16 protein-coding genes are annotated in these 19,166 nt (G+C 68.9%); 5 read left to right on the top strand and 11 right to left on the bottom strand.

Annotated features, from left to right (window positions below; translation table 11 throughout):
* The 5 genes from QZH52_RS05515 to QZH52_RS05495 form a co-directional block, all read right to left on the bottom strand.
* Positions 1-486, bottom strand: a complete 486-nt coding sequence (locus tag QZH52_RS05515) for an aromatic-ring-hydroxylating dioxygenase subunit beta (RefSeq protein WP_286526758.1) — start codon at positions 484-486, stop codon at positions 1-3.
* On the bottom strand, positions 486-1,799 hold the full coding sequence (locus QZH52_RS05510; RefSeq protein WP_301805181.1) for an aromatic ring-hydroxylating dioxygenase subunit alpha: 1,314 nt from the start codon (positions 1,797-1,799) through the stop codon (positions 486-488). The genes QZH52_RS05515 and QZH52_RS05510 overlap by 1 nt, the downstream gene beginning before the upstream one ends.
* 77 nt (positions 1,800-1,876) lie before the next feature.
* Complete coding sequence (locus QZH52_RS05505) at positions 1,877-2,869, bottom strand: PDR/VanB family oxidoreductase (protein WP_301805179.1); 993 nt, start codon at positions 2,867-2,869, stop codon at positions 1,877-1,879.
* A gap of 15 nt (positions 2,870-2,884) precedes the next feature.
* On the bottom strand, positions 2,885-4,381 hold the full coding sequence (locus tag QZH52_RS05500) for an indolepyruvate oxidoreductase subunit beta family protein (protein ID WP_301805177.1): 1,497 nt from the start codon (positions 4,379-4,381) through the stop codon (positions 2,885-2,887).
* A gap of 10 nt (positions 4,382-4,391) precedes the next feature.
* Positions 4,392-6,551, bottom strand: a complete 2,160-nt coding sequence (locus tag QZH52_RS05495; protein WP_301805176.1) for a thiamine pyrophosphate-dependent enzyme — start codon at positions 6,549-6,551, stop codon at positions 4,392-4,394.
* 82 nt (positions 6,552-6,633) lie between these two features.
* On the opposite strand from QZH52_RS05495, the gene QZH52_RS05490 reads away from it, so the two are divergent.
* Positions 6,634-7,167 carry a MarR family winged helix-turn-helix transcriptional regulator gene (locus QZH52_RS05490; protein WP_436411544.1) on the top strand — a complete coding sequence of 178 codons (534 nt, stop codon included), beginning with the start codon at positions 6,634-6,636 and terminating at the stop codon, positions 7,165-7,167.
* A 9-nt stretch (positions 7,168-7,176) separates the two neighbouring features.
* Here the strand turns inward: QZH52_RS05490 and QZH52_RS05485 are convergent, their stop codons facing one another.
* Genes QZH52_RS05485 through QZH52_RS05470 form a run of 4 tightly spaced genes read right to left on the bottom strand, consistent with a single transcriptional unit; the run spans position 7,177 to position 10,976 of the window.
* The gene (locus QZH52_RS05485; protein ID WP_301805171.1) at positions 7,177-8,121 is read right to left on the bottom strand and encodes a quinone oxidoreductase family protein; all 945 of its coding nucleotides are present in this window, start codon (positions 8,119-8,121) and stop codon (positions 7,177-7,179) included.
* The gene (locus QZH52_RS05480; protein WP_301805168.1) at positions 8,118-8,918 is read right to left on the bottom strand and encodes an alpha/beta fold hydrolase; all 801 of its coding nucleotides are present in this window, start codon (positions 8,916-8,918) and stop codon (positions 8,118-8,120) included. Before QZH52_RS05480 ends, QZH52_RS05485 begins: the two co-directional genes overlap by 4 nt.
* Positions 8,915-9,913 (bottom strand): 3-hydroxybutyryl-CoA dehydrogenase, encoded by a 999-nt coding sequence (locus tag QZH52_RS05475; protein WP_301805165.1) that lies wholly within the window; start codon positions 9,911-9,913, stop codon positions 8,915-8,917. The genes QZH52_RS05480 and QZH52_RS05475 overlap by 4 nt, the downstream gene beginning before the upstream one ends.
* Complete coding sequence (locus QZH52_RS05470) at positions 9,903-10,976, bottom strand: NAD/NADP-dependent octopine/nopaline dehydrogenase family protein (RefSeq protein WP_301805162.1); 1,074 nt, start codon at positions 10,974-10,976, stop codon at positions 9,903-9,905. Before QZH52_RS05470 ends, QZH52_RS05475 begins: the two co-directional genes overlap by 11 nt.
* A 169-nt stretch (positions 10,977-11,145) precedes the next feature.
* Between QZH52_RS05470 and QZH52_RS05465 the strand changes: the two genes are divergently transcribed.
* Complete coding sequence (locus QZH52_RS05465) at positions 11,146-11,871, top strand: FadR/GntR family transcriptional regulator (protein WP_301805159.1); 726 nt, start codon at positions 11,146-11,148, stop codon at positions 11,869-11,871.
* A gap of 1 nt (position 11,872) precedes the next feature.
* On the opposite strand, the gene QZH52_RS05460 is transcribed toward QZH52_RS05465, so the two are convergent.
* Entirely contained in the window at positions 11,873-12,868 is a 996-nt protein-coding gene (locus tag QZH52_RS05460; protein ID WP_301805158.1) for a LacI family DNA-binding transcriptional regulator, read from the bottom strand.
* A gap of 283 nt (positions 12,869-13,151) precedes the next feature.
* Here QZH52_RS05460 and QZH52_RS05455 point away from each other — a divergent pair, with 283 nt between their 5' ends.
* The 3 genes from QZH52_RS05455 to garD are packed head-to-tail and all read left to right on the top strand — an operon-like array spanning position 13,152 to position 16,928.
* On the top strand, positions 13,152-14,111 hold the full coding sequence (locus QZH52_RS05455) for a Bug family tripartite tricarboxylate transporter substrate binding protein (RefSeq protein ID WP_301805157.1): 960 nt from the start codon (positions 13,152-13,154) through the stop codon (positions 14,109-14,111).
* 40 nt (positions 14,112-14,151) lie between these two features.
* Positions 14,152-15,303 carry an L-talarate/galactarate dehydratase gene (locus tag QZH52_RS05450; RefSeq protein WP_301805155.1) on the top strand — a complete coding sequence of 384 codons (1,152 nt, stop codon included), beginning with the start codon at positions 14,152-14,154 and terminating at the stop codon, positions 15,301-15,303.
* Between the two features lie 32 nt (positions 15,304-15,335).
* On the top strand, positions 15,336-16,928 hold the full coding sequence (gene garD, locus QZH52_RS05445; protein WP_301805152.1) for a galactarate dehydratase: 1,593 nt from the start codon (positions 15,336-15,338) through the stop codon (positions 16,926-16,928).
* A gap of 174 nt (positions 16,929-17,102) precedes the next feature.
* Here the strand turns inward: garD and QZH52_RS05440 are convergent, their stop codons facing one another.
* Complete coding sequence (locus tag QZH52_RS05440) at positions 17,103-18,986, bottom strand: DEAD/DEAH box helicase (protein ID WP_301805149.1); 1,884 nt, start codon at positions 18,984-18,986, stop codon at positions 17,103-17,105.
* Positions 18,987-19,166: the final 180 nt, after the last annotated feature.

Here is a 19,166-nt window from a genome sequence, read left to right as displayed (position 1 = left end):
TTAGATGAACAGTTGCACCGCCGGCAGCGCGGCGTCGCAGTTGAGCAGGTTGACCCGCTTGAGCGTCATGCGCAACGCCCCATCGACCATGGTCAGGTGATGGAAGAAAGTGCCGACGTAGAACTGCAGCTCGTCGCCCTGCGACTCGGTGTAGTGGAACTCGGTGCGCACCACGAAGTGCCTGGCCTCGGCATCGAAGACCTCGACCGTCGGTGTCTGCAGCAGGTGATGGCAACGGCTGCGCGGCTGCTGCGAGAAGGCGCGCGGGCTCTTGAGCCGCTCGATGCGCAGCTCGCGCAGCAGCTTGTCCTCGTAGAGGTGCGAGGTGTGGTTGAGGCCGTCCTCCTGGTCGGGCACCAGCGGCACCCAGTAGAAGGCATCGTCGGTAAAGAGCGCGTTCCACTCCTCGTAGCGCCTGGCATCGAGCAGGCGCGCTTCGTGGACCACGAAGTCGATCAGGTCCTGGCGGGTCGGTTCGGCCGGCATCACATCGTCTCCGTCATGAATTTCGCCCAGGTGCGGTATTGGTTCCGCATCGGCAGCTCGCTGGTGCCGACCGTGGTGATCTCGCCGCCCGCGGTCTCCGCCGGATCGAAGTTGCGATGCAGGCTGACCCATTCGTTGCCGCTCGCATGCAGGCCGGCCTGCATGCCGCGATAGGCCTGAAGGTCGTCGTGGCCCACCACCGAGAAGGGGGAATTGATCAGGCGGTTGTACATGGTCGTGCGCTGCAAGAGCTCGGGCGGCGCGCCCTTCAGGCGGAAGGTCCAGCTCTCGATCAGGGTCTTGTCGACCGCGATCGGCCGCACCACGCGGATCGCCTGGATCGCGCCCTTGATCGTGAGGTTCGGGTAGTACACCGTGTTGTGCCGCGCCATGCCGAGGATCTGCGCTGTGCGCTCCTCGCCGTACTTCGCTTTCATCGCATCGTCGTAGGCGGGGATCGCCTTGTACTTGCTGTGGATGCTGAAGTTGACCCCCGTGAAGCTGTGGCCGTTGTCGTAGGTGCGCACACCCATGTCCTCGAAGAACTTGTAGTCCGACATGAAGGGCACGAACTGCTCGATCGCCATCGGCTTGGGCTCGTCCTCAGGCTTGCCGGCCCACATGCTCTTGGCGGTGCCGGCGGACGATTCGTGCGCCACCATCGGGTGCATGGTGTCGTTGAGGTTCTCGACGAACATCTTCCAGTTGCACTGGTGCATGAAGCGCAGGCAGCCGCCGGCGATCTCGAGCTCGCCCTCGGGCGAGCGGTCGGCCATGTTGTCGATCGAGCTCAGCGAGTCGCCGAAGAACTCTTCGAAGTCGGGGCCGACGTCGTTGATCTTGACGAAGATGAAGCCGCGGTAGCTGCGCACGTTCTTCACCGTCGTCAGGCCCTTGGCCGACTCGCATTCGTGCAGCTGCGAGCCCTCGTAGCCGTTCTTCAGCGGGATCGACAGCAGCGAACCGTCGGTCTTGAATGTCCAGGCGTGGTAGGGGCAGCGGAAGAACTTGCCGGTGTTGCCGCAGGGCGCGCTGACCAGCCGCGAGCCCTTGTGGGCACACCTGTTCATCATCGCGCGCACCGTGCCGTCGCTGTGGCGCACGACGATCAGCGGCCGGCCGGCGATCTCGGTGTTGAGGTAGTCGCCGGCCTTGGGCAGCTGGCTCTCGTGGCCGACGTAGTTCCAGGTGTTGGCGAAGAAGTGCTCTTGTTCCAGCTCGAACAGCTCGGCGCTGGTGTAGAGGTCGCGATGCACCCGGTCGGGCTGCACCAGTGCGCGCACTGCTTCGGGGTTGCCTCGGTAGGAAGTCATGTGTGTGTGGCTCCTTCTAATCAGTCGAGGACAGAGCAAAGACTGCTGCGCAGTTTCTTGGTCTGTCCCGCAAAATCTCATATATCCAGCACCAGCCGCTGCCCCTTGGCGCGCGAGATGCAGATCTGCATGACGTTGCCCTCCGCCTTTTCGCGGGCGGTCAGCACATAGTCGCGATGGTCGATCTCGCCCTCCATGACCGGCGTCGCGCAAACGCCGCATTCGCCGCGCTTGCAGTCGAACATCGGGTCGCAGCCGTGCTCGATCAGGCAGTCGAGGATGCTCTGGTCGGCCGGCACCGTGAAGCGCTGGCCCGACTGCGCGAGCTCGACCTCGAAGGCATGGTCGCCCTCCTCGACCACCGGCGTGGTGAACAGCTCGAAGTGCACGCGGTCGTGGGTCCAGCCGCGGGCCTGGGTCTGGGCCAGCACGGCGTCGAGCATCAGCTTGGGGCCGCAGACATAGAGCCGGTCGCCGGCCGGGATGCCGTCGAGCATGGCGCCGATGTCGAAGGGGCCGCCCTGCTCGACGTCGGCATGCAGGCGCAGGTCGTCGCCCAGCAGTGCCTGGAGTTCGGGCACGAAGGCCATCAGCTCGCGGCTGCGGCCGGCATAGTGCATGCGCACCGGCAGCCCCTCGGCCCGGCGGCGGGTCGCCATGCTGGCCAAGGGCGTCACGCCGATGCCGCCAGCCAGCAACACCGTGCCGCCCGGGCCGGTGTGCAGCGGGAAGTCGTTCTTGGGCACCTCGATCGTGACCGTGTCACCTTCGCGCAGCCGCTCGTGCATGAAGCGCGAGCCACCGCGGCCTTCGGCTTCCTTGCGCACCGCGATCACGTAGTCGGTCGGCGCCTCGGTGGCCTTCGCATCGGCCGAGAAGTTGATCAGCGAGTAGTGGCGCCAGTCGGCCGAACCATCGGGCAGCTCGACCCGCACGCGGATGTGGGCGCCGGCGGCAAATCCGGGCAGCACGCCGCCATCGGCCGATCGAAGCCTGAAGGTCTTGATCAGCGGGTTCAGTTCGCGTGCTTCGGCGACGCGCAGTTGCAGGGTCATCGGCTGGGCGGTCATGACGGGCTCCGTGGTTCAGGCGAGCGCGTGCCGCAAGAGCGCGGCCTGCAGCTTGTGGCCGTGCTCGTCGGCAAGCGCCGCATCGCGCAACTCGCGCAGGGTGGCGGGTGCAATGACGCCGCCGGCACGCTGCACGGCCGCCATCACGGTGTCGTAGTTGCGCAGGCCGCGTTCGTGGGTGTCGCTGTAGCCCTTGACCAGGCGCTGGCACTGCGCGACTTCGACCGCCAGCGCGGGATGGTGCGGCGCGGTCTCGGCGATGCGCGCGAGCCATTCCTCGATGCGACGGTTCTCCTCGGCATAGCGCAAGGTCGAGCGGCGCCAGCGCTTGCAGGCCGCCACCGTGCGCAGCATCAGGTAGCCGTGCAGCGAACTGGTCTGCACCACGCGGCCCTTCTGAGTGAAGTGCTCGACCACGCGGCGCGGCAGGCGCGAATCCATCAGCCATCGGCCGATGCCGGCCGGCAGCGTCTCGCAGATCTCCTGCAGCCGCGGATGCATGTACTCGTTGATGGCCAGCACCTGGCCATCCTGCACGCGGGCCTCGCCGCGCACGCGGTCGAAGCGCGACGACCGGGTCTTGAGCGCCGCGACCCGGGCCGTGTCCTCGTAGGACATCCACAGGGCCAGGTGGCGCGCGGTCTCGCGCAGCAGACGTGCTTCGTCGTCGCCGGGCAGCGCCGCGACGACGGCCATGCGATCGAGGTAGAGGCCGGCGTAGTCGAGGTCCTGGTAGTCGATCAGGCGACGCACGCCCTCGAGCAGGAAGTGCTGCGCCGAGGCCGGGAAGTCGCGCTGCACGCGTTCGACCAGGGCCCGCACCGCGGGATGGCGCGGTTGCGGCGCCGCCGCCTCGGGCACCGCGGCGGCTTCGGGTTCGAGCGCGCCCTGGGCCCGCGCGAAGGCGGCGCCGAAGGCACGGAGGCTGGGCTTGACGCCGACCCCGCCGCGTTCGATCGTGGCCTCGAACTGGGCCCGGCCGAAGGGCAGCACGCCGGCACCCGCGAGCGCGCCGAACAGCACCGCGCTGATCACGCTGCCCGAGGCTTCGGCGGCCTGCGCCATGTCGAAGCGGATGAAGCGCTGGGCGGCGCGCTCGGCGTGCTTGAGCAATTCGCTGCTGTCGACCCGGCCGTCACCGAGAGCGCTCTTCTCGGCAATCGAGTAGACCCGATGGGTGGAGGCGATCAAGGTCGTGCGGTCGCGCGTGACCAGCCCGCGCTGCACCGCCCGGCCGGCTTCCATGAGTTCGGAGGCCAGCACCACGTCGACATCGCCCGGCAGCGGCATCAGCGCCAGCACCGGCCGGCCGCCGTCGGCCTCGGCCTGCGCCTCGGGGTACAGCTCGACGTAATAGATGGTGGCGCCGGTGCGCTGGGCCACGCCCGGCACCGAGGTGGTCTGCGCCAGGTAGCCGTTGGACTCGCCCATTTCGACGATCCAGTCGGCCAGCACGCCGCCGCCCTCGCCGCCCATGGCGAGAATCGCAATCTTGATCGGTTGTGCGCGCATCGTTTTCACTTCAGAAGGCATAGGCCGCGCGGCGCTTGGCCTCGCCCTTTTGCAGCCAGCCGATGACCTTCGCGCGGAAGCTCTCGCGCACCAGGTCCCAGCGGCTCGGGTTGCTCACGATCTGCGCCTTGTAGAACGAGGGGCACAGCACGGCCGCATGCGAGACCTCGCCGCAGACGCCGCAGCCGACGCAGCTGTCCATGACGGTCGCCACCGGGTCGGTGCGCAGCGGATCGGGGTTCGGCTTGATCGACAGCGAGGGGCAGCCCGACAGCCGGATGCAGGAGTGGTCGCCGGTGCAGGTGTCGGAATCGACGCCGAACTTCTCGCGCACCATCCGCTTGCCGTCGGCGATCGCCTTGCGCACCAGCGGCTTCTCGCGCCGTTGGCGGTTCAGCATGCACTCCGACTGGGCGATCAGCACCTTTGGGCCTTTTTCCTTCGTGGTCAGCGCGTCCTTGAGGGCGTCGCGCATGGCGGCGATGTCGTAGGTGCGGCGCAAGGTCCGGACCCACTTCACGCCGACGCCGCGCACCGCGCGCTCGATCGCATGGCCGGTGCTGCGGGTCGCGTTGTTGGCGCTCGACGACAGGATGTCCTGGCCGCCGGTGGCCGAGGTGTAGTTGTTGTCGACCACGATGGTCAGGTTGTCGCTGCGGTTGAACACCGCGTTGGCGACGCCGCTGGTGAGGCCGTTGTGCCAGAAGCCGCCGTCGCCCATCACCGAGATCGCGCGCTTGCCGGCGGGCGCGTTGAGCGCGGCCGCGCCGGCGCCGCCCAGGCCGTAGCCCATGGTCGTGTTGCCGATGTTGAACGGCGGCAGGATCGAGAACAGGTGGCAGCCGATGTCGGCGCTCACGTGGTGAGCGCCGAGCTCGCGCTCGACCAGCTTCATGGCGCTGAAGATCGGCCGCTCGGGGCAGCCGGTGCAGAAGCCCGGCGGCCGTGCATGGACGCTGTCGCCAAGCGGCAAAGCGGGCTCGGGTGTCGCCAGTTCGGTGAGCGGGATCACCTTGCGTACCGGCGCCGGCAGCGGCTGCAGGCGGCCGTAGCGCTCGCCGAAGGCGCGCGCGCCCTTGAGCAGTTCGGCCGCGGTGTATTCGCCGGCCACCGGCAGGATGTCCTTGCCGTGCAGCACGGTGGTCGAGCCGGCCTGGCGCAGGATGGTCGCGAGGTTCTGCTCGACGAAGTTGGGCTGCCCTTCCTCGACGATCAGCACGGCGCGCTTGCCTTCGCAGAAGCGCAGCACCTCGCTCTCGATCACCGGGTAGGCCACGTTCATGACGTACAGCGGAATTTTCGAATTGCCGTACACGTCGGCCAGGTCGAGACGCTCGAGCGCTCGCACCATCGTGTTGTAGCTGCCACCCTGCACGATGATGCCGATGTCGTCGGCGCCCTCGGAAAAGAATTCGTTGAGCCCGCGCTCCTCGATGAACTTCACGGCCGCGGGCCAGCGCTCGCGCACCTTCTCCTGCTCGTGCACGAAGCTCGCGGGCGGCAGCACGATGCGGCCGACGTCGCGCTGCGGATTCTCGAGCGCATCCTGGAGCGTGAACTTGGCGCGCTTGTTGTCGCCGGCGACGAAGTGCCCGTGCACGTGGCAGGCGCGGATGCGCAGCTGCAGCATCACCGGCGTGTGGCTGGCTTCCGAGAGCTCGAAGCCCTGCTTCACGGCCTCGACGATCGACGGCAGGTTGGGCCGGGGATCGAGCAGCCAGATCTGCGACTTCATGGCGAAGGCGTGGCTGCGCTCCTGCATGATCGACGAGCCCTCACCGTAGTCCTCGCCGACGATGATCAGCGCGCCGCCGGTGACGCCGCCCGAGGCCAGGTTGGCCAGCGCGTCGGAGGCCACGTTGGTGCCCACCGTCGCCTTGAAAGTCACGGCGCCGCGCAGCGGATAGTTGACCGAGGCCGCCAACGTCGCCGCGGCCGTGGCCTCGCTGGCGCTGTTCTCGAAGCGGATGCCGTGCTCGCTCAGGATGTCCTGGGCGTCGGCCAGCACATCCATCAGGTGCGAGATCGGTGCACCCTGATAGCCCGCGACGTAGGACACACCGGACTCCAGCAAAGCCTTGGTGACTGCCAGAATGCCTTCACCGCGGAATACATCGCCACCGGAAAGCCGCAGCTTCTTCACCTCTTCGACGAACGAGCGCTCTGCCATCTTGTTCCTTCATTCGTGGGACCGCGGATCACTATCGGCACCGCGGTCTTTATAATATTGACAACTGAATGTATTCAAAATCATGGATAACCCTAGACGAGCAAGTAGCGTGCCCACCCTGAGTGCGGGGCCGTTCAGGGAAGAAGCGGCGGCGCCGAGCCACCGTTTCGTCGACGACTACCTGCCCGCGCTGCTGGCGCAGGCGAGCCAGCTGATCTCGTCGGAGTTCCACCGGGTGGCGCGCCAGCACGGCTTCTCGGTCTCCGAATGGCGGGTGATGGCCTCGCTGGCCGGCGGCCAGGCGATCAGCATCGGCGCGCTGGCGCAGGTCACGGTGACCAAGCAGCCGACCGTGACCCGTCTGCTCGACCGCATGGAAGCGCGCGGCCAGATCGAGCGCCTGCCCCATGACAGTGATCGGCGCGTCACCCTGGTGCGCATCACGCCCCAAGGCACGCAGGCGGTGGAGCACCTGATGGAGCTGGCGCGCGAGCATGAGCTGCGGGTGCTCGAGCCCTTCGGCCTGGAGCGTGCCGAAGAGCTCAAGCGCACCTTGCGCCACATCATTGCGCTGCACGCGCACGCAGCGGGCGAGGCGGTCGAAGAAGACGAGTGAAGGCCGGCCTCAGGGCCGCGCCACCAGCACCGCCCGGCCCCGATGGCCGCGCTGGGCGATCCAGTCCAGCGCCGCGGCGGCGTCCTCGAGCGCGAAGGGCTGGACGTCCAGGCGCAGCCTGCCGTCGGCCAGCCGGGCCAGCAGTTCCGGCGCCGCCGCCCGGCCGGCGGCGTCGCGGCGGAACATGTTGAGCGGCAGCAGCGCCACGTCGCGCTGCAGGAAATGCGCGAGGTCCAGGGCCAGCCCGTTGCCTGCGGTGTAGCCCACCAGCACTGCGCGGCCTCCGGGCTCCACGCGCGGCAGGGCGGCGGCCAGCAACGGCCCGCCGACCGTGTCGACCAGCAGGTCGGCCGAGACCGAGGCCAGCGCTTCGGAAGGATCGTCGCCGAGCACCAGTACCTGCGCCGCGGGCGGCATCGCCGCCGCCTGCGCGGCCTGGCCAACCACCGCGATGACATGCGCCCCGCCGTCGAGCGCCAGCTGCACCGCCAGCGAGCCGACCGCACCGGTCGCGCCGGTCACCAGCACCCGCTCGCCGGCGCGCATCCGGGCAATGTCGTGCAACGCCACCCAGGCCGAGGTGCAAGGAGAGAAGAAGGCCGAGCCCAGCGTCGACGGCACCGCATCGGGCAGCAAGCCCAGCGCCTCGTCGGGGGCATCGATCAGTTCGCACCAGGTGCCGTCGAACAGCGTGCCCAGGCCGGAGCCGCGCAGCCAGACGCGCTGGCCCACGGCATGGAGGGTGCTCGCGACCACCACGCCCGCGGCCTCGACGCCCGGCGTGTACGGGAACGGCGGATGCCTCAGGAACTTGCCGCCCCAGACGGTGCGGTCGATGTGGCCGACCGTGGCCGCCTCCATGCGGACGATCGTGCGGCCGGCGCGCAGCTGCGGCTCGGCCAGCTGCGCTGGCAAGGGCGGCGCGCCGAAGGCCGCCACGCGCATCGCCTTCATGGGAGCGTCTCCAGAAAGTCCAGCACCGCGGCCGCGAAGGCCTCGGGCATCTGGTCGGGCAGCGGCACCATGCCGCCCGGGATGTCGAGGGTGCGCGCCTGCGGCAGCGCGTGCTGCAGCTCGGCGGCATGCGGCGACGCGAAGGGGTCGTCGGTCGCGCGCAGGATCAGCACTGGCTGCCGCACGCGATGGATGCTGTCTTCCATCCGGTAGGCGGCGACCGCGCGATGCCCGTCCTCGGGGCTGCCGCTGGCCTTGAGCGCATCCCGCACGAAGGCTTCGAGCAGTTCAGGGCGCCCGGCCGGATAGAAACCCTGGCGGCGCTGCCACAGCGCGGCGAGGTGACTGCCGTCGCCGCTAGCCGCCACCTCGTCGATCGGCGGCCGTTCAGCGCGCACGCGCCGAAAATCGGCGTCGGTGAAAGGCGTCGACGACAGCACCAGGCCGCGCACCCGCTCTGGCGCACTGGCCGCGATCTCGATCGCGATCACGCCGCCGGTGTGATGGCCGACGACATCGGCCCGCGCGATGCCCAGGGCGTCGAGCAGTTCGACCGCGATCCGGGCCCAGGCTTCGATGCTGGCAGGCCCGTCGATGGCGGCCGAGTCGCCGAAGCCGGCGGTGTCCATCGCGATCGCGCGATGTCGGGCACCGAGCAGCGGCAGCACCTCGCGGTATTCGGTCCAGCTGCGCGGCGACTGGTGCAAGAGCAGCACCGGCGGGGCCTGCGCCGCGCCGCACTCGGCATAGTGCACCTGGCCCACCGACAGGTCGGCGAAGGCGCGCCGGATCTTCATGGCTGGGTCTCTGCGGCCGGCGGCTGCCAGAGCCCGGCATGCCTCAGCATGCCCAGCGTGCGCGACAGCACGTCGCGGCGGTAGGCGTCGACGTCTCGCCCTTCGTAGTCGTAGAAGCCGCTGCCGCTCTTCAAGCCGAGCCGGCCTTCGTCGACCATGCGGTCGACGATCGCGGGCGCCGTGTAGCGCGCACGGTCGATCGAGGCCGACATCTCGCGGCTTGCGTGGTGCAGGATGTCGCAGCCGCCGAAGTCGATGAACTCGACCACGCCGAGCGCCGCGAAGCGCAGCCCCAGGCCGTAGCGCGTGGCCTTGTCGATCTCCTCGGCCGTGGCGGCGCCCTCCTCGATCATGCGGGCCGCCTCGTTCATCACCAGCGCCTGCAGCCGCGGCACGATGTAGCCGGGCGTCGCGCCGCAGACCACCGGCAGCTTGCCGATGCCTTCCATGATCGCCTTGGTGCGCGCCAGCACGGCCGGGTCGGTGCCGACATGGCAGCTCAGCTCGACCACCGGGATCACGTAGGCCGGATTGAGCCAGTGCATGTTGAGGAAGCGCTCCGGCTTGTGCACCAACGCCGCCAGCTGCGTCACCAGGATGCTGCTGGTGGTCGAGGTGATGATCGCGTCGTCGCGGCAGTGCCGGTTGAGCCATTCGAAGGCCTCGCGCTTGGCGTCCAGGGTCTCGGGCACGCCCTCGAACAGCAGTTCGGCAGCGCCGAGCGCGGCCGGTGCGTCGGCGGCGTTCATGAACTCGACCCGCGCCGCGATCGCCGCCACCTGCGCGGCATCGATCACGCCGAGCTGGGCCAGCCCTGACAGGCTGCCTTCGATCTCGGCCCGTGCTTCACTGCGCAGCTTCTGCCAAGCCTCGTCGCTGCGCTGGCGCAGGTCGACCAGCGAGATGCGATGGCCCGCATAGGCGAAGGCGATCGCGATGCCGCGGCCCATCCGGCCCGCGCCGACAGCTGCAAAGCGCGGCAGGTCATTCACCATCGTGCAATCTCTTCTTGAGTTGCGCCGCGCTCAGTTCGGAGAGGCCGAGCGTCTCCAATGTGCGGGGCCCCCGGCGCAGGTCACGTCCGAGGAAGCCGCCGACGATCGCCAGCAGCCCATGGGCGATCGGCGCGTCGACGCCGACGAAGCGCGCGGTCGAGGCCAGGAAGGCCAGCCCGAGCTCGGTGTCCTCCGTGATGTAGCGGTGCGTGTGGAGGTCGATGTTCTCGCGCCAGTCGCCCGACTTCACCAGTTGCTTGTGGGCATCGCCGTACATCCACTGGTCGTTGTTGTAGTGGTCGGCCAGCGGATAGTGCGGCGCGCCCTGCCCGAGCGCCTCGCGCACCGCGATGCGCTCCTGGTCGAGCCGGTCGGTGACGTCGCGCACCGCGCGCTGGGTGCCCTCGTTGTGGATGTCCCAGCGCTCGAAGTGCTGCAGCGGCGCGGCGTTCATGACCATCAGCGGCGGATGGATCACCGGGCCGGCATTCATCAGCGCGCCCGACAGCGCGTCGCCGCAGCCGTGCACCGCGGGATAGGCCCGGCGGATCACCTCGATCGCCTGCGCCTCCTTGCGCGCCGGATAGACGCCGGTGGGCATGCGGATGGCGCGGATCGTCACGTTCACCTCGCGCTCGCCGTGCTTGCGCGCCAGGTAGGGCAGCGTGCCGGTCTCGGCCCAGGCGACATCGGCGCGGCTGCCGGACTCGGCCACCTGGCGCGCCATGACGTAGCTGCCGAAGGTGCCGGGCGGCAGAAACACCACCTGGCCGTCGACCAGGTGCGGCGCCATCGCGCGGGCGATGTCCTGCTGGGCGATCGCCGGGGTGGGAATCACGATCAGCTCGGCATCGCGCAGCGCGGCGCCGATGTCGGGCGTGGCCAGCGCGATCGCCACGTCTCGGCTGCCATCGGCATCCTTCAACGTGATGGATCCGGCTTGCACGACCGGTGCCAGCGCGGCGCCGTCGCGGCGCCAGAGGCGGACTTCGTGGCCGGCTTCGGACAGGTCGGCGGCGGCTGCATAGGCGCCGTGGCCGCCGCCGAGGATTGCGATTTTCATGGGTTGCAGTCGAAGTGGAACAGGAGGAGGCGTCAATACATTACTTTTCAACCTTTCATGTGTCAACTAAAAATAGGCCGTGTTCGCGTTTCCCCTGAGGCGCTCGCCGCGCCCCGTTTCCTGGACCGTCCGGCCGCTTTCGACTAGCATCGATGACAACGTTATCAACATGCAGAGCCCCCACCGATCCCAGCCGCGCAACCTGAGCATGGGCGTGGTCGACGCCCTCAGCCACCGGATCCGGATCGGCCCGCTGCGGGCCGGCGACAAGCTGCCGACCGAGGCCGAGATCATGAGCGAGTTCGGTGTCAGCCGGACCGTGGTCCGCGAAGCGCTGTCGAGGCTGCAAGCGGCCGGGATGGTGCGGTCGCGCCGGGGCGTCGGCACCTTCGTGGTCGGGGCGTCGCGCGCCAAGCCTTTCCTGGTCGACAGCAGCCCGGACGACAGCCTCCCGCAGGCGCTGGCGCTGATCGAATTGCGCATCGGCCTCGAATCCGAAGCCGCCGCCCTGGCGGCGCAGCGTCGCGACGGCGCCGACCTGGAAGCCATCGCCGGCGCGCTGAACGCCTTCCGCAGCGCCATGGCGCAAGGCATGGACACGGCGGTGCCCGACTTCCAGCTTCACCTCGAGATCTCGCGCGCGGCCCACAGCCCGCACTACGCCGCGGTGCTCGAAGCGCTGGGCCCGGCCTGCGTGCCGACCGCCTTCCTGAAAGCCGCGGCCGGCGAGGACCCCGGCATCGCCACGAGCGACCAGGTGCTGCTGGAGCATCGACGCATCGTCGACGCGATCGCGCAGCAGGATGCGGATGCGGCCCGTGCCGCCATGCGCACCCATCTCGTGAACGGCCGCGAGCGGCGCCGCGCGTCCGAGCTGCCGCAGCGCGCTCGTTAGCTCAAGTCGACTGCCGCTCGACGATCCGGAAGCCGACGTCGATCACCGGCTGGGCCACCGCTTCGCCGCGGCAGCGGGCGACGATCAGCTGCGCCGCCAGGCGGCCGATCTCGGCCCCGTCCACATGGACGGTGGAGATCGACGGCACCGTGTGGGCCCCGAAGTCGGCGTTGCCGAAGCCGCAGATCGCGAGGTCCTGCGGCACCCGCAGGCCGCGCGCCAGCGCCTCCACGATCACGCCATGCGCGAGCTGGTCAGAGCTGCAGCAGATCGCCGCCAGTTCCGGATCGGTCTCGAGCAGCTGCCCGAGCGCACGGCGGCCCAGTTCGAGGCTGCTGGGTGCGGGCACGAAGGCGGTCGGCAGCTCGCGCCCGATCGTGGTCTGGAAGCCGTCGCGGCGCATCCGCGCCCGATGGTCGTCGCCGGAGGCGATGCCGATCCGCTTCCATCCCTTGCCGAGGAAATAGCCCCCCAGCGCGCCGCCCACCTTCAGGTGCGAGAAGCCCACGACCATGTCGATCGGCCGGTCGCTGAGGTCCCAGGTCTCGACCACCGGAATGCCCGAGCGGCGCAGCCGGTCGCGGGCCCGCTGGGACTGCACCAGGCCGGTGATGACGATGCCGTCGGGCTGGCGGCCGATCATCGCGTTGAGCACCGATTCCTCGCGCTCGGCGTCGTATGCCGTCTGGCCCAGGATCAGCTGGTAGCCGGCCGCGGCGAGTTCGGTGGTCAGGGCCTGCACGGTCGGAAGGAACTGCGACACCGAGAGCGCCGGCACGATGCCGCCCACCATCAGGCTGCGCTTCGACTTCAGGCCGCCGGCGAGCAGATTCGGGATGTAGCCGGTCGATTCGACCGCAGCCTGGACCTTCTCGATCGTCTTCGCCGACACCACGCCGGGATTGCCGAGCGCGCGCGAGGCGGTGATCAGCGAAACGCCCGCCGCCTTGGCCACGTCGTGGAGCGTGGCCGCCTTGAAGGGAGAAACGTCGTTCATTTCGGGCGTCTGGCGTTGGATCCCGGGAGCCTACCAAAATCGGTGGGCCTCGCGCTGACATCGTTAACAGCGCAGCCGTCGAGGCCTGCGGGCCGGCGCGAAACCGGGAAAACCCCGATCACCGCCTGGGTTGACCGGTCAAAATGACAACGATATCATTTGTCTTGGCGCCTCGAATCCGATTTCGCTATATCGACAGAATCTTGATAACGCGCAACCACCCGTCGTCCGATTCGTTTCCCAGGCCAAAAATGACAACGTTATCAATCCAAGGAGACATGACATGAAGAAGTACCTGGGCGCGATCGCGCTGAGCCTGGCGGCCCTGGCCGCCCATGGGCAGGGCTGGCCCGAGAAGACCGTCACGCTGGTGGTCCCGTTCCCGCCCGGCGGCTCGACCGACCAGGTGGCGCGCGCGATCGTGCCGCGGCTCAGCGAGAAGCTCAAGCAGTCCTTCCTGGTCGACAACAAGGCCGGGGCCACCGGCACCATCGGCGCCACCTTCGTCAAGCGGGCTCCGGCCGACGGCAGCACCTTCCTCGTGACCTCGCTCGGTCCGCTGGTGATCGTGCCGCACCTGGTCAAGGGCCTGCAGTACGACGCGCTGAAGGATTTCGACCTGATCACCGTGGCGGTGGCATCGCCCAACGTGCTGGTGGTGCCGGCGAGCTCGCCGTACAAGAACGTGGCCGACGTGATCGCCGGCCTGAAGGCCAACCCCGGCAAGATGACCTTCGCGTCGGCCGGCAACGGCTCGAGCGACCACCTCACGGCCGAGCTGTTCTGGCAGCAGACCGGCACCCAGGGCCTCCATGTCCCCTACAAGGGCGGCTCGCCGGCCCACACCGACCTCATGGGCGGCCAGGTCGATGCGTCGTTCCAGAACATCAACTCGGTGGCGCAATACATCAAGGGCGGCCGGATGCGCGCACTGGCGATCACCAGCCCGAAGCGCTCGCCGGTGCTGCCCGAGGTGCCGACGCTGGCCGAAGCGGGGGTCAAGAATGTCGAGGTGGCGTCGTGGCAGGCCATCGTCGCCCCCAAGGGCTTGGCCCCCGCGACACGGGACAAGGCCCATGCCGCCTTCGTCGAAGCGCTCAACGACCCGAAGGTCAAGGAACAGTTCACCTCGATCGGCTTCGAGATGGTCGCCAACACGCCGGCTCAGTTCGCGGAATTCCAGCAGAAGGAATACGCGCGCTGGAAGACCGTGATCGAGGCCGGCAAGATCACGATCGACTGAGCACGCCCCCACCACCCCGAAGCGCATGGACTCCGCCGTCATGACCCCCTCCTCCCCTTCGTTCGCGAGCGACAGCATCAGCTGGGTACGCATCTCGTCGTGCTACCTGCCGCTGGCCAACCCGATCAGCGACGCCAAGGTCCTGACCGGCCGCCAGAAGCCGATGACCGAGATCGCGATGCTGTTCGCCGAGATCGAGACCAAGGACGGCCATCGCGGCCTCGGCTTCAGCTACTCGAAGCGGGCCGGCGGGCCGGGCCAGTTCGCGCATGCGAAGGAAATCGCGCCGGCACTGATCGGCGAAGACCCGAGCGACATCTCCAGGCTCTGGACCAAGCTGTGCTGGGCCGGTGCCTCGGTCGGCCGCAGCGGCATGGCGGTGCAGGCGATCGGCGCCTTCGACGTCGCGCTGTACGACCTCAAGGCCCGGCGCGCCGGTCTCTCGCTGTCCAAGCTGCTCGGCTCGCAGCGCGACTCGGTGCAGTGCTACAACACCTCGGGCGGCTTCCTGCACACGCCGCTGGAGCAACTGCTCGTCAATGCGCAGGCCTCGCGCGAACGCGGCATCGGCGGCATCAAGCTGAAGGTCGGGCAACCCGACCGCGCGCTGGACGTCCGGCGCGTGGAAGCGGTGCGCAAGCACCTGGGCGACGACATGCCGCTGATGGTCGATGCCAACCAGCAGTGGGACCGGCCGACCGCGCAGCGCATGTGCCGCATCTTCGAGCAATTCAATCTGGTGTGGATCGAGGAGCCGCTCGATGCCTACGACTTCGAGGGCCACGCCGCGCTCGCGGCCCAGTTCGACACCCCGATCGCGACCGGCGAGATGCTGACCAGCGCGGCCGAGCACGGCGAACTCATCCGTCACCGCGCCGCCGACTACCTCATGCCCGATGCGCCTCGCGTGGGCGGGATCACGCCGTTCCTGAAAGTGGCCGGCCTCGCCGAGCAGGCCGGCCTCGGCCTCGGGCCGCACTTCGCGATGGAGCTGCATGTCCATCTGGGCGCGGTCTATCCCACCGAGCCCTGGGTCGAGCACTTCGACTGGCTCGAACCCCTGTTCAACGAGCGCCTCGAGATCCGCGACGGCCGCATGCGGGTGCCGAGCCGCCCGGGCCTCGGCCTGAGCCTGAGCGAGCAGGTCAAGGGCTGGACCCGCGAAGAGGCCGAGATCGGGCGGCGAGCCTGATCCGCGGGAACGCGAGACACCGAAGCACCCCCATGACTGAAACCCCCACGCCCAGGCCGCCGCTCACCATCCTCATGCACGCGCGCGACAACGTCGCGATCGTGGCCAACGACGGCGGCCTGGCGGCCGGCACCGTGTTCGCCTCGGGCCTCACGCTGCGCGAGAAGGTCCCCCAGGCCCACAAGGTGGCGCTGGTCGACATCCCCGAGGGCGGCGAGGTGCGCCGCTACGACGTGCCGATCGGCTACGCCCTCAAGCCCATCCCGGCCGGCAGCTGGGTGCACGAGCGGCTCCTGAGGATGCCCGCCGCGCGCGAGCTCGACGGCCTGCCCATCGCCACCGTCAAGCCGCCCGCCATGCCCCCGCTCGAGGGCTACACCTTCGAGGGCTTTCGCAACCCCGACGGCTCGGTCGGCACCCGCAACATCCTGGCCATCACCCAGACCGTGCAGTGCGTGGCCGGCGTCACCGAGTTCGCAGTCCAGCGCATCAAGGCCGAACTGCTGCCCCGGTTTCCCAACGTCGACGACGTGGTGGCGCTCGAACACAGCTACGGCTGCGGCGTCGCCATCGACGCGCCCGACGCCGTCATCCCGATCCGCACCCTGCGCAACATCAGCCTCAATCCGAACTTCGGCGGCGAGGTGATGGTCGTCAGCCTGGGCTGCGAGAAGCTGCAGCCCGAGCGCCTGATGCCCCCGGGCACCATTCCCCTGATCGACGAGCGCAACGTGGCCGATGTCGGCGACAGCGCCGACGCCAAGCTCGACGTGGTCTGCCTGCAGGACGAGGCCCACGTGGGCTTCATGTCGATGGTGGACTCGATCCTGCGCCAGGCCGAGGAGCACCTGGAGCGCCTGAACGACCGCCGGCGCGAGACCGTGCCGGCCAGCGAGCTGGTGGTCGGCGTGCAGTGCGGCGGCAGCGACGCCTTCTCGGGCGTCACGGCCAACCCGGCGGTGGGCTTCTGCACCGACTTGCTGGTGCGCGCCGGCGCCACCGTGATGTTCTCGGAGGTGACCGAGGTGCGCGACGGCATCGACCAGCTGACCTCGCGCGCGACCACGCCCGAGGTGGCCGAGGCGATGATCCGCGAGATGGCCTGGTACGACGCCTACCTCGAGCGCGGGCGGGTCGACCGCAGCGCCAACACCACGCCCGGCAACAAGAAGGGCGGGCTGTCGAACATCGTGGAGAAGGCGATGGGCTCGATCGTCAAGAGCGGCAGCGCGCCGATCTCGGGTGTCGTCGCGCCGGGCGAGAAGGCGCGCCAGAAGGGGCTGCTGTACGCCGCCACGCCGGCCAGCGACTTCATCTGCGGCACCTTGCAGCTGGCCGCGGGCATGAACCTGCACGTCTTCACCACCGGCCGCGGCACCCCCTACGGCCTGGCCGAGGTGCCGGTGATCAAGGTCGCCACGCGCAGCGACCTGGCGCGCCGCTGGCACGACCTGATGGACGTCAACGCCGGGCGCATCGCCGACGGCGAGGCCAGCATCGAGGAGGTGGGCTGGGAGCTGTTCAAGCTGATGCTCGATGTGGCCAGCGGCCGCAGGAAGACCTGGGCGGAGCAGTGGAAGCTGCACAACGCGCTGGTGTTGTTCAATCCGGCGCCTGTCACCTGAGGCCTTGCGGGACAGACCAACAAACTGCGCAGCAGTTTTTGCTCTGTCCTCAACTGATCAGATGCCTTCGATCCCCAACTGATCGGATGCGGGACGAGCAGACGCAAAAAAGCCCGCACAAGGCGGGCTTCCTTCATGGCAGCGAGCAGCGACCAGCGCCGCTCGGCACGTCCCTCAACGCGTCGGCTTGAACCCGCGCGGCTTCTGCGCATCGCGCGGCACGAACACCTTGCCGCCACCGCCACCAGCATGGCCGCGCGGCGCGAAGCCCTCGCCGCGACCGGCGCCGCCACCACCACCGAAGCCACCGCCGCGCGGAGCGCTGTCGCCCCAGCCCGGCTTGCGGCCGTAGCCGCCGCCGCCTTCATCGCGGCCACCGCCGAAACCGGCATTGCCCGCATTCTGGAAGCCGCGCGGCGCACCGGCGCCCGGGCCCCGTGCATTGCGGTCGTTGAAGCCGCTGGCACCGGCATAGTTGCTGCCGCCGCCACCGAAACCACCGCCATTGCCGCCACGATGGCCACCACCGCCGCCGCCGAACTTGCGGTCGCGCGAATGGCTGTCACGGCTGTCGCGGCCGCGGAAGTCGCCCTGCGGCGCACGCGATTGCGGCGCACGCTGCTGCGGCTCGAGGCCGGGGATGACTTCGGACTTGAACTGCTGGCGCGTGTAGCCCTCGATGTCGAAGATCCGGCGGCGGTCACGCTGCTCGGCGAAGGTGATCGCCAGGCCGTCGCGGCCGGCACGGCCGGTGCGGCCGATGCGGTGGGTGTAGTCCTCGGCCTTCATCGGCAGGCCGTAGTTGAAGACGTGCGTGATGGTCGGCACGTCGATGCCGCGCGCGGCCACGTCGGTCGCCACCAGGATCTGCACCTGGCCCTGGCGCAGCGCCATCAGGCGGCGGTTGCGCAGGCCCTGGCTCAGGGCACCGTGCAGCGCCACGGCGCTGAAGCCGTCTTGCTGCAGGTCGTTGGCGAGGCCGTCGCATTCGACTTGCGTGCTGGCGAACACGATCGCCTGGTTGATGGTCGTGTCGCGCAGCCAGTGGTCGAGCAGCTTGCGCTTGTGCTGCATGTTGTCGGCCCAGAACAGGCTCTGCTTGATGTTGGCGTGCTTTTCCTGCGGGCTGTCGATGGTGACCCGCTGCGGCTCGCGCATCACGCGCTGGGCCAGCTGCTGGATGCGCGGCGCGAAGGTGGCGCTAAACATCATGGTCTGCTGGCGTTCGATGGTCAGCTGGTTGACTTCGGCCAGGTCGTCCGAGAAGCCGAGGTCGAGCATGCGGTCGGCTTCGTCGACCACCAGGAACTTGACCTGGTCGAGCTTGATCTGCATCGAGCGCTGCAGGTCGAGCAGGCGGCCGGGCGTGGCGACCACGAGGTCGGCGTTCTGCAGCTTGGCGATCTGCAACTGGTAGGGCATGCCGCCCACCACGTTGGCGATGCGCAGGCCGCGGCAATGCTTGACCAGGTCGATGGCGTCATGTGCCACCTGCTGGGCGAGTTCGCGCGTCGGGCAGAGGATCAGGGCGCCGGGCGTGGCGGCCTTGAAGTGACGCGAGTTGGTCGGGTCCTTGCGCTTCGGCTTCTTGGGCGGTGCTTCGCCGCGAGCGGCGGCTTCGGCGGCCAGGCGCTGGAACTCGGCCTTGCTGGCGGCTTCGGCTTCGGCCTGGCGCTGCAGCAGCGTGTGCAGCACTGGCAGCAGGAAGGCCGCGGTCTTGCCGCTGCCGGTCTGGCTCGACACCATCAGGTCGACGAAGCGGGTGGCGCCGTCGGCACCGCCGCTGGCGGTCATGGCGCGCGGGATCACCTGCTCCTGCACGGTGGTCGGCTGGGTGAAGCCCAGGTCTTCGACCGCGGCGATCAGCTCGGGCGCCAGGCCCAGCTTGACGAAGCCATTCGGCAGCTTGGGTTCGGCGGCGGTCTCGACTGCGTCGAGCGCCTCGAGCTCGGGCACTTCGGCGGCAACGGAAAGCGACTCGCTGACCACAGGGGAAACAGCGAAATCATCGGATTGCACAGGCGCGAACTCGCCCTGCGCTTCAAAAGCGTCGGTCATTTATTCAATCTCAAACGCGAGCGCTGCCGTAGGCGGCGCCCCGTCGGGTGGTGAAAAACATCAACCATCCAACGACGTTCAGCCGTCGACTCTCGTCGGGGCTGCGGCCCGTGATTCAGTCACTCGAATGACTCAGTCACTCAGTGGCTCGGGCGCGATGTGCAAGATAGGGAGATGCAA

This window comes from Variovorax ginsengisoli (assembly GCF_030486595.1).
GTDB classification, from domain to species: domain Bacteria; phylum Pseudomonadota; class Gammaproteobacteria; order Burkholderiales; family Burkholderiaceae_C; genus Variovorax; species Variovorax ginsengisoli_B.
This window is presented reverse-complemented; position numbering and strand designations above follow the sequence as displayed.

Coding starts and splice junctions, on each gene's coding strand:
- QZH52_RS05455 (WP_301805157.1), top strand. CDS start 13,152: ATGAAGAAGTACCTGGGCGCGATCGCGCTGAGCCTGGCGGCCCTGGCC.
- QZH52_RS05505 (WP_301805179.1), bottom strand. CDS start 2,869: ATGACCGCCCAGCCGATGACCCTGCAACTGCGCGTCGCCGAAGCACGC.
- QZH52_RS05480 (WP_301805168.1), bottom strand. CDS start 8,918: ATGAAGATCCGGCGCGCCTTCGCCGACCTGTCGGTGGGCCAGGTGCAC.
- QZH52_RS05450 (WP_301805155.1), top strand. CDS start 14,152: ATGACCCCCTCCTCCCCTTCGTTCGCGAGCGACAGCATCAGCTGGGTA.
- QZH52_RS05440 (WP_301805149.1), bottom strand. CDS start 18,986: ATGACCGACGCTTTTGAAGCGCAGGGCGAGTTCGCGCCTGTGCAATCC.
- QZH52_RS05475 (WP_301805165.1), bottom strand. CDS start 9,913: ATGGTGAATGACCTGCCGCGCTTTGCAGCTGTCGGCGCGGGCCGGATG.
- QZH52_RS05490 (WP_436411544.1), top strand. CDS start 6,634: ATGGATAACCCTAGACGAGCAAGTAGCGTGCCCACCCTGAGTGCGGGG.
- QZH52_RS05500 (WP_301805177.1), bottom strand. CDS start 4,381: ATGCGCGCACAACCGATCAAGATTGCGATTCTCGCCATGGGCGGCGAG.
- QZH52_RS05515 (WP_286526758.1), bottom strand. CDS start 486: ATGCCGGCCGAACCGACCCGCCAGGACCTGATCGACTTCGTGGTCCAC.
- QZH52_RS05485 (WP_301805171.1), bottom strand. CDS start 8,121: ATGAAGGCGATGCGCGTGGCGGCCTTCGGCGCGCCGCCCTTGCCAGCG.
- QZH52_RS05460 (WP_301805158.1), bottom strand. CDS start 12,868: ATGAACGACGTTTCTCCCTTCAAGGCGGCCACGCTCCACGACGTGGCC.
- QZH52_RS05510 (WP_301805181.1), bottom strand. CDS start 1,799: ATGACTTCCTACCGAGGCAACCCCGAAGCAGTGCGCGCACTGGTGCAG.
- QZH52_RS05495 (WP_301805176.1), bottom strand. CDS start 6,551: ATGGCAGAGCGCTCGTTCGTCGAAGAGGTGAAGAAGCTGCGGCTTTCC.
- garD (WP_301805152.1), top strand. CDS start 15,336: ATGACTGAAACCCCCACGCCCAGGCCGCCGCTCACCATCCTCATGCAC.
- QZH52_RS05470 (WP_301805162.1), bottom strand. CDS start 10,976: ATGAAAATCGCAATCCTCGGCGGCGGCCACGGCGCCTATGCAGCCGCC.
- QZH52_RS05465 (WP_301805159.1), top strand. CDS start 11,146: ATGCAGAGCCCCCACCGATCCCAGCCGCGCAACCTGAGCATGGGCGTG.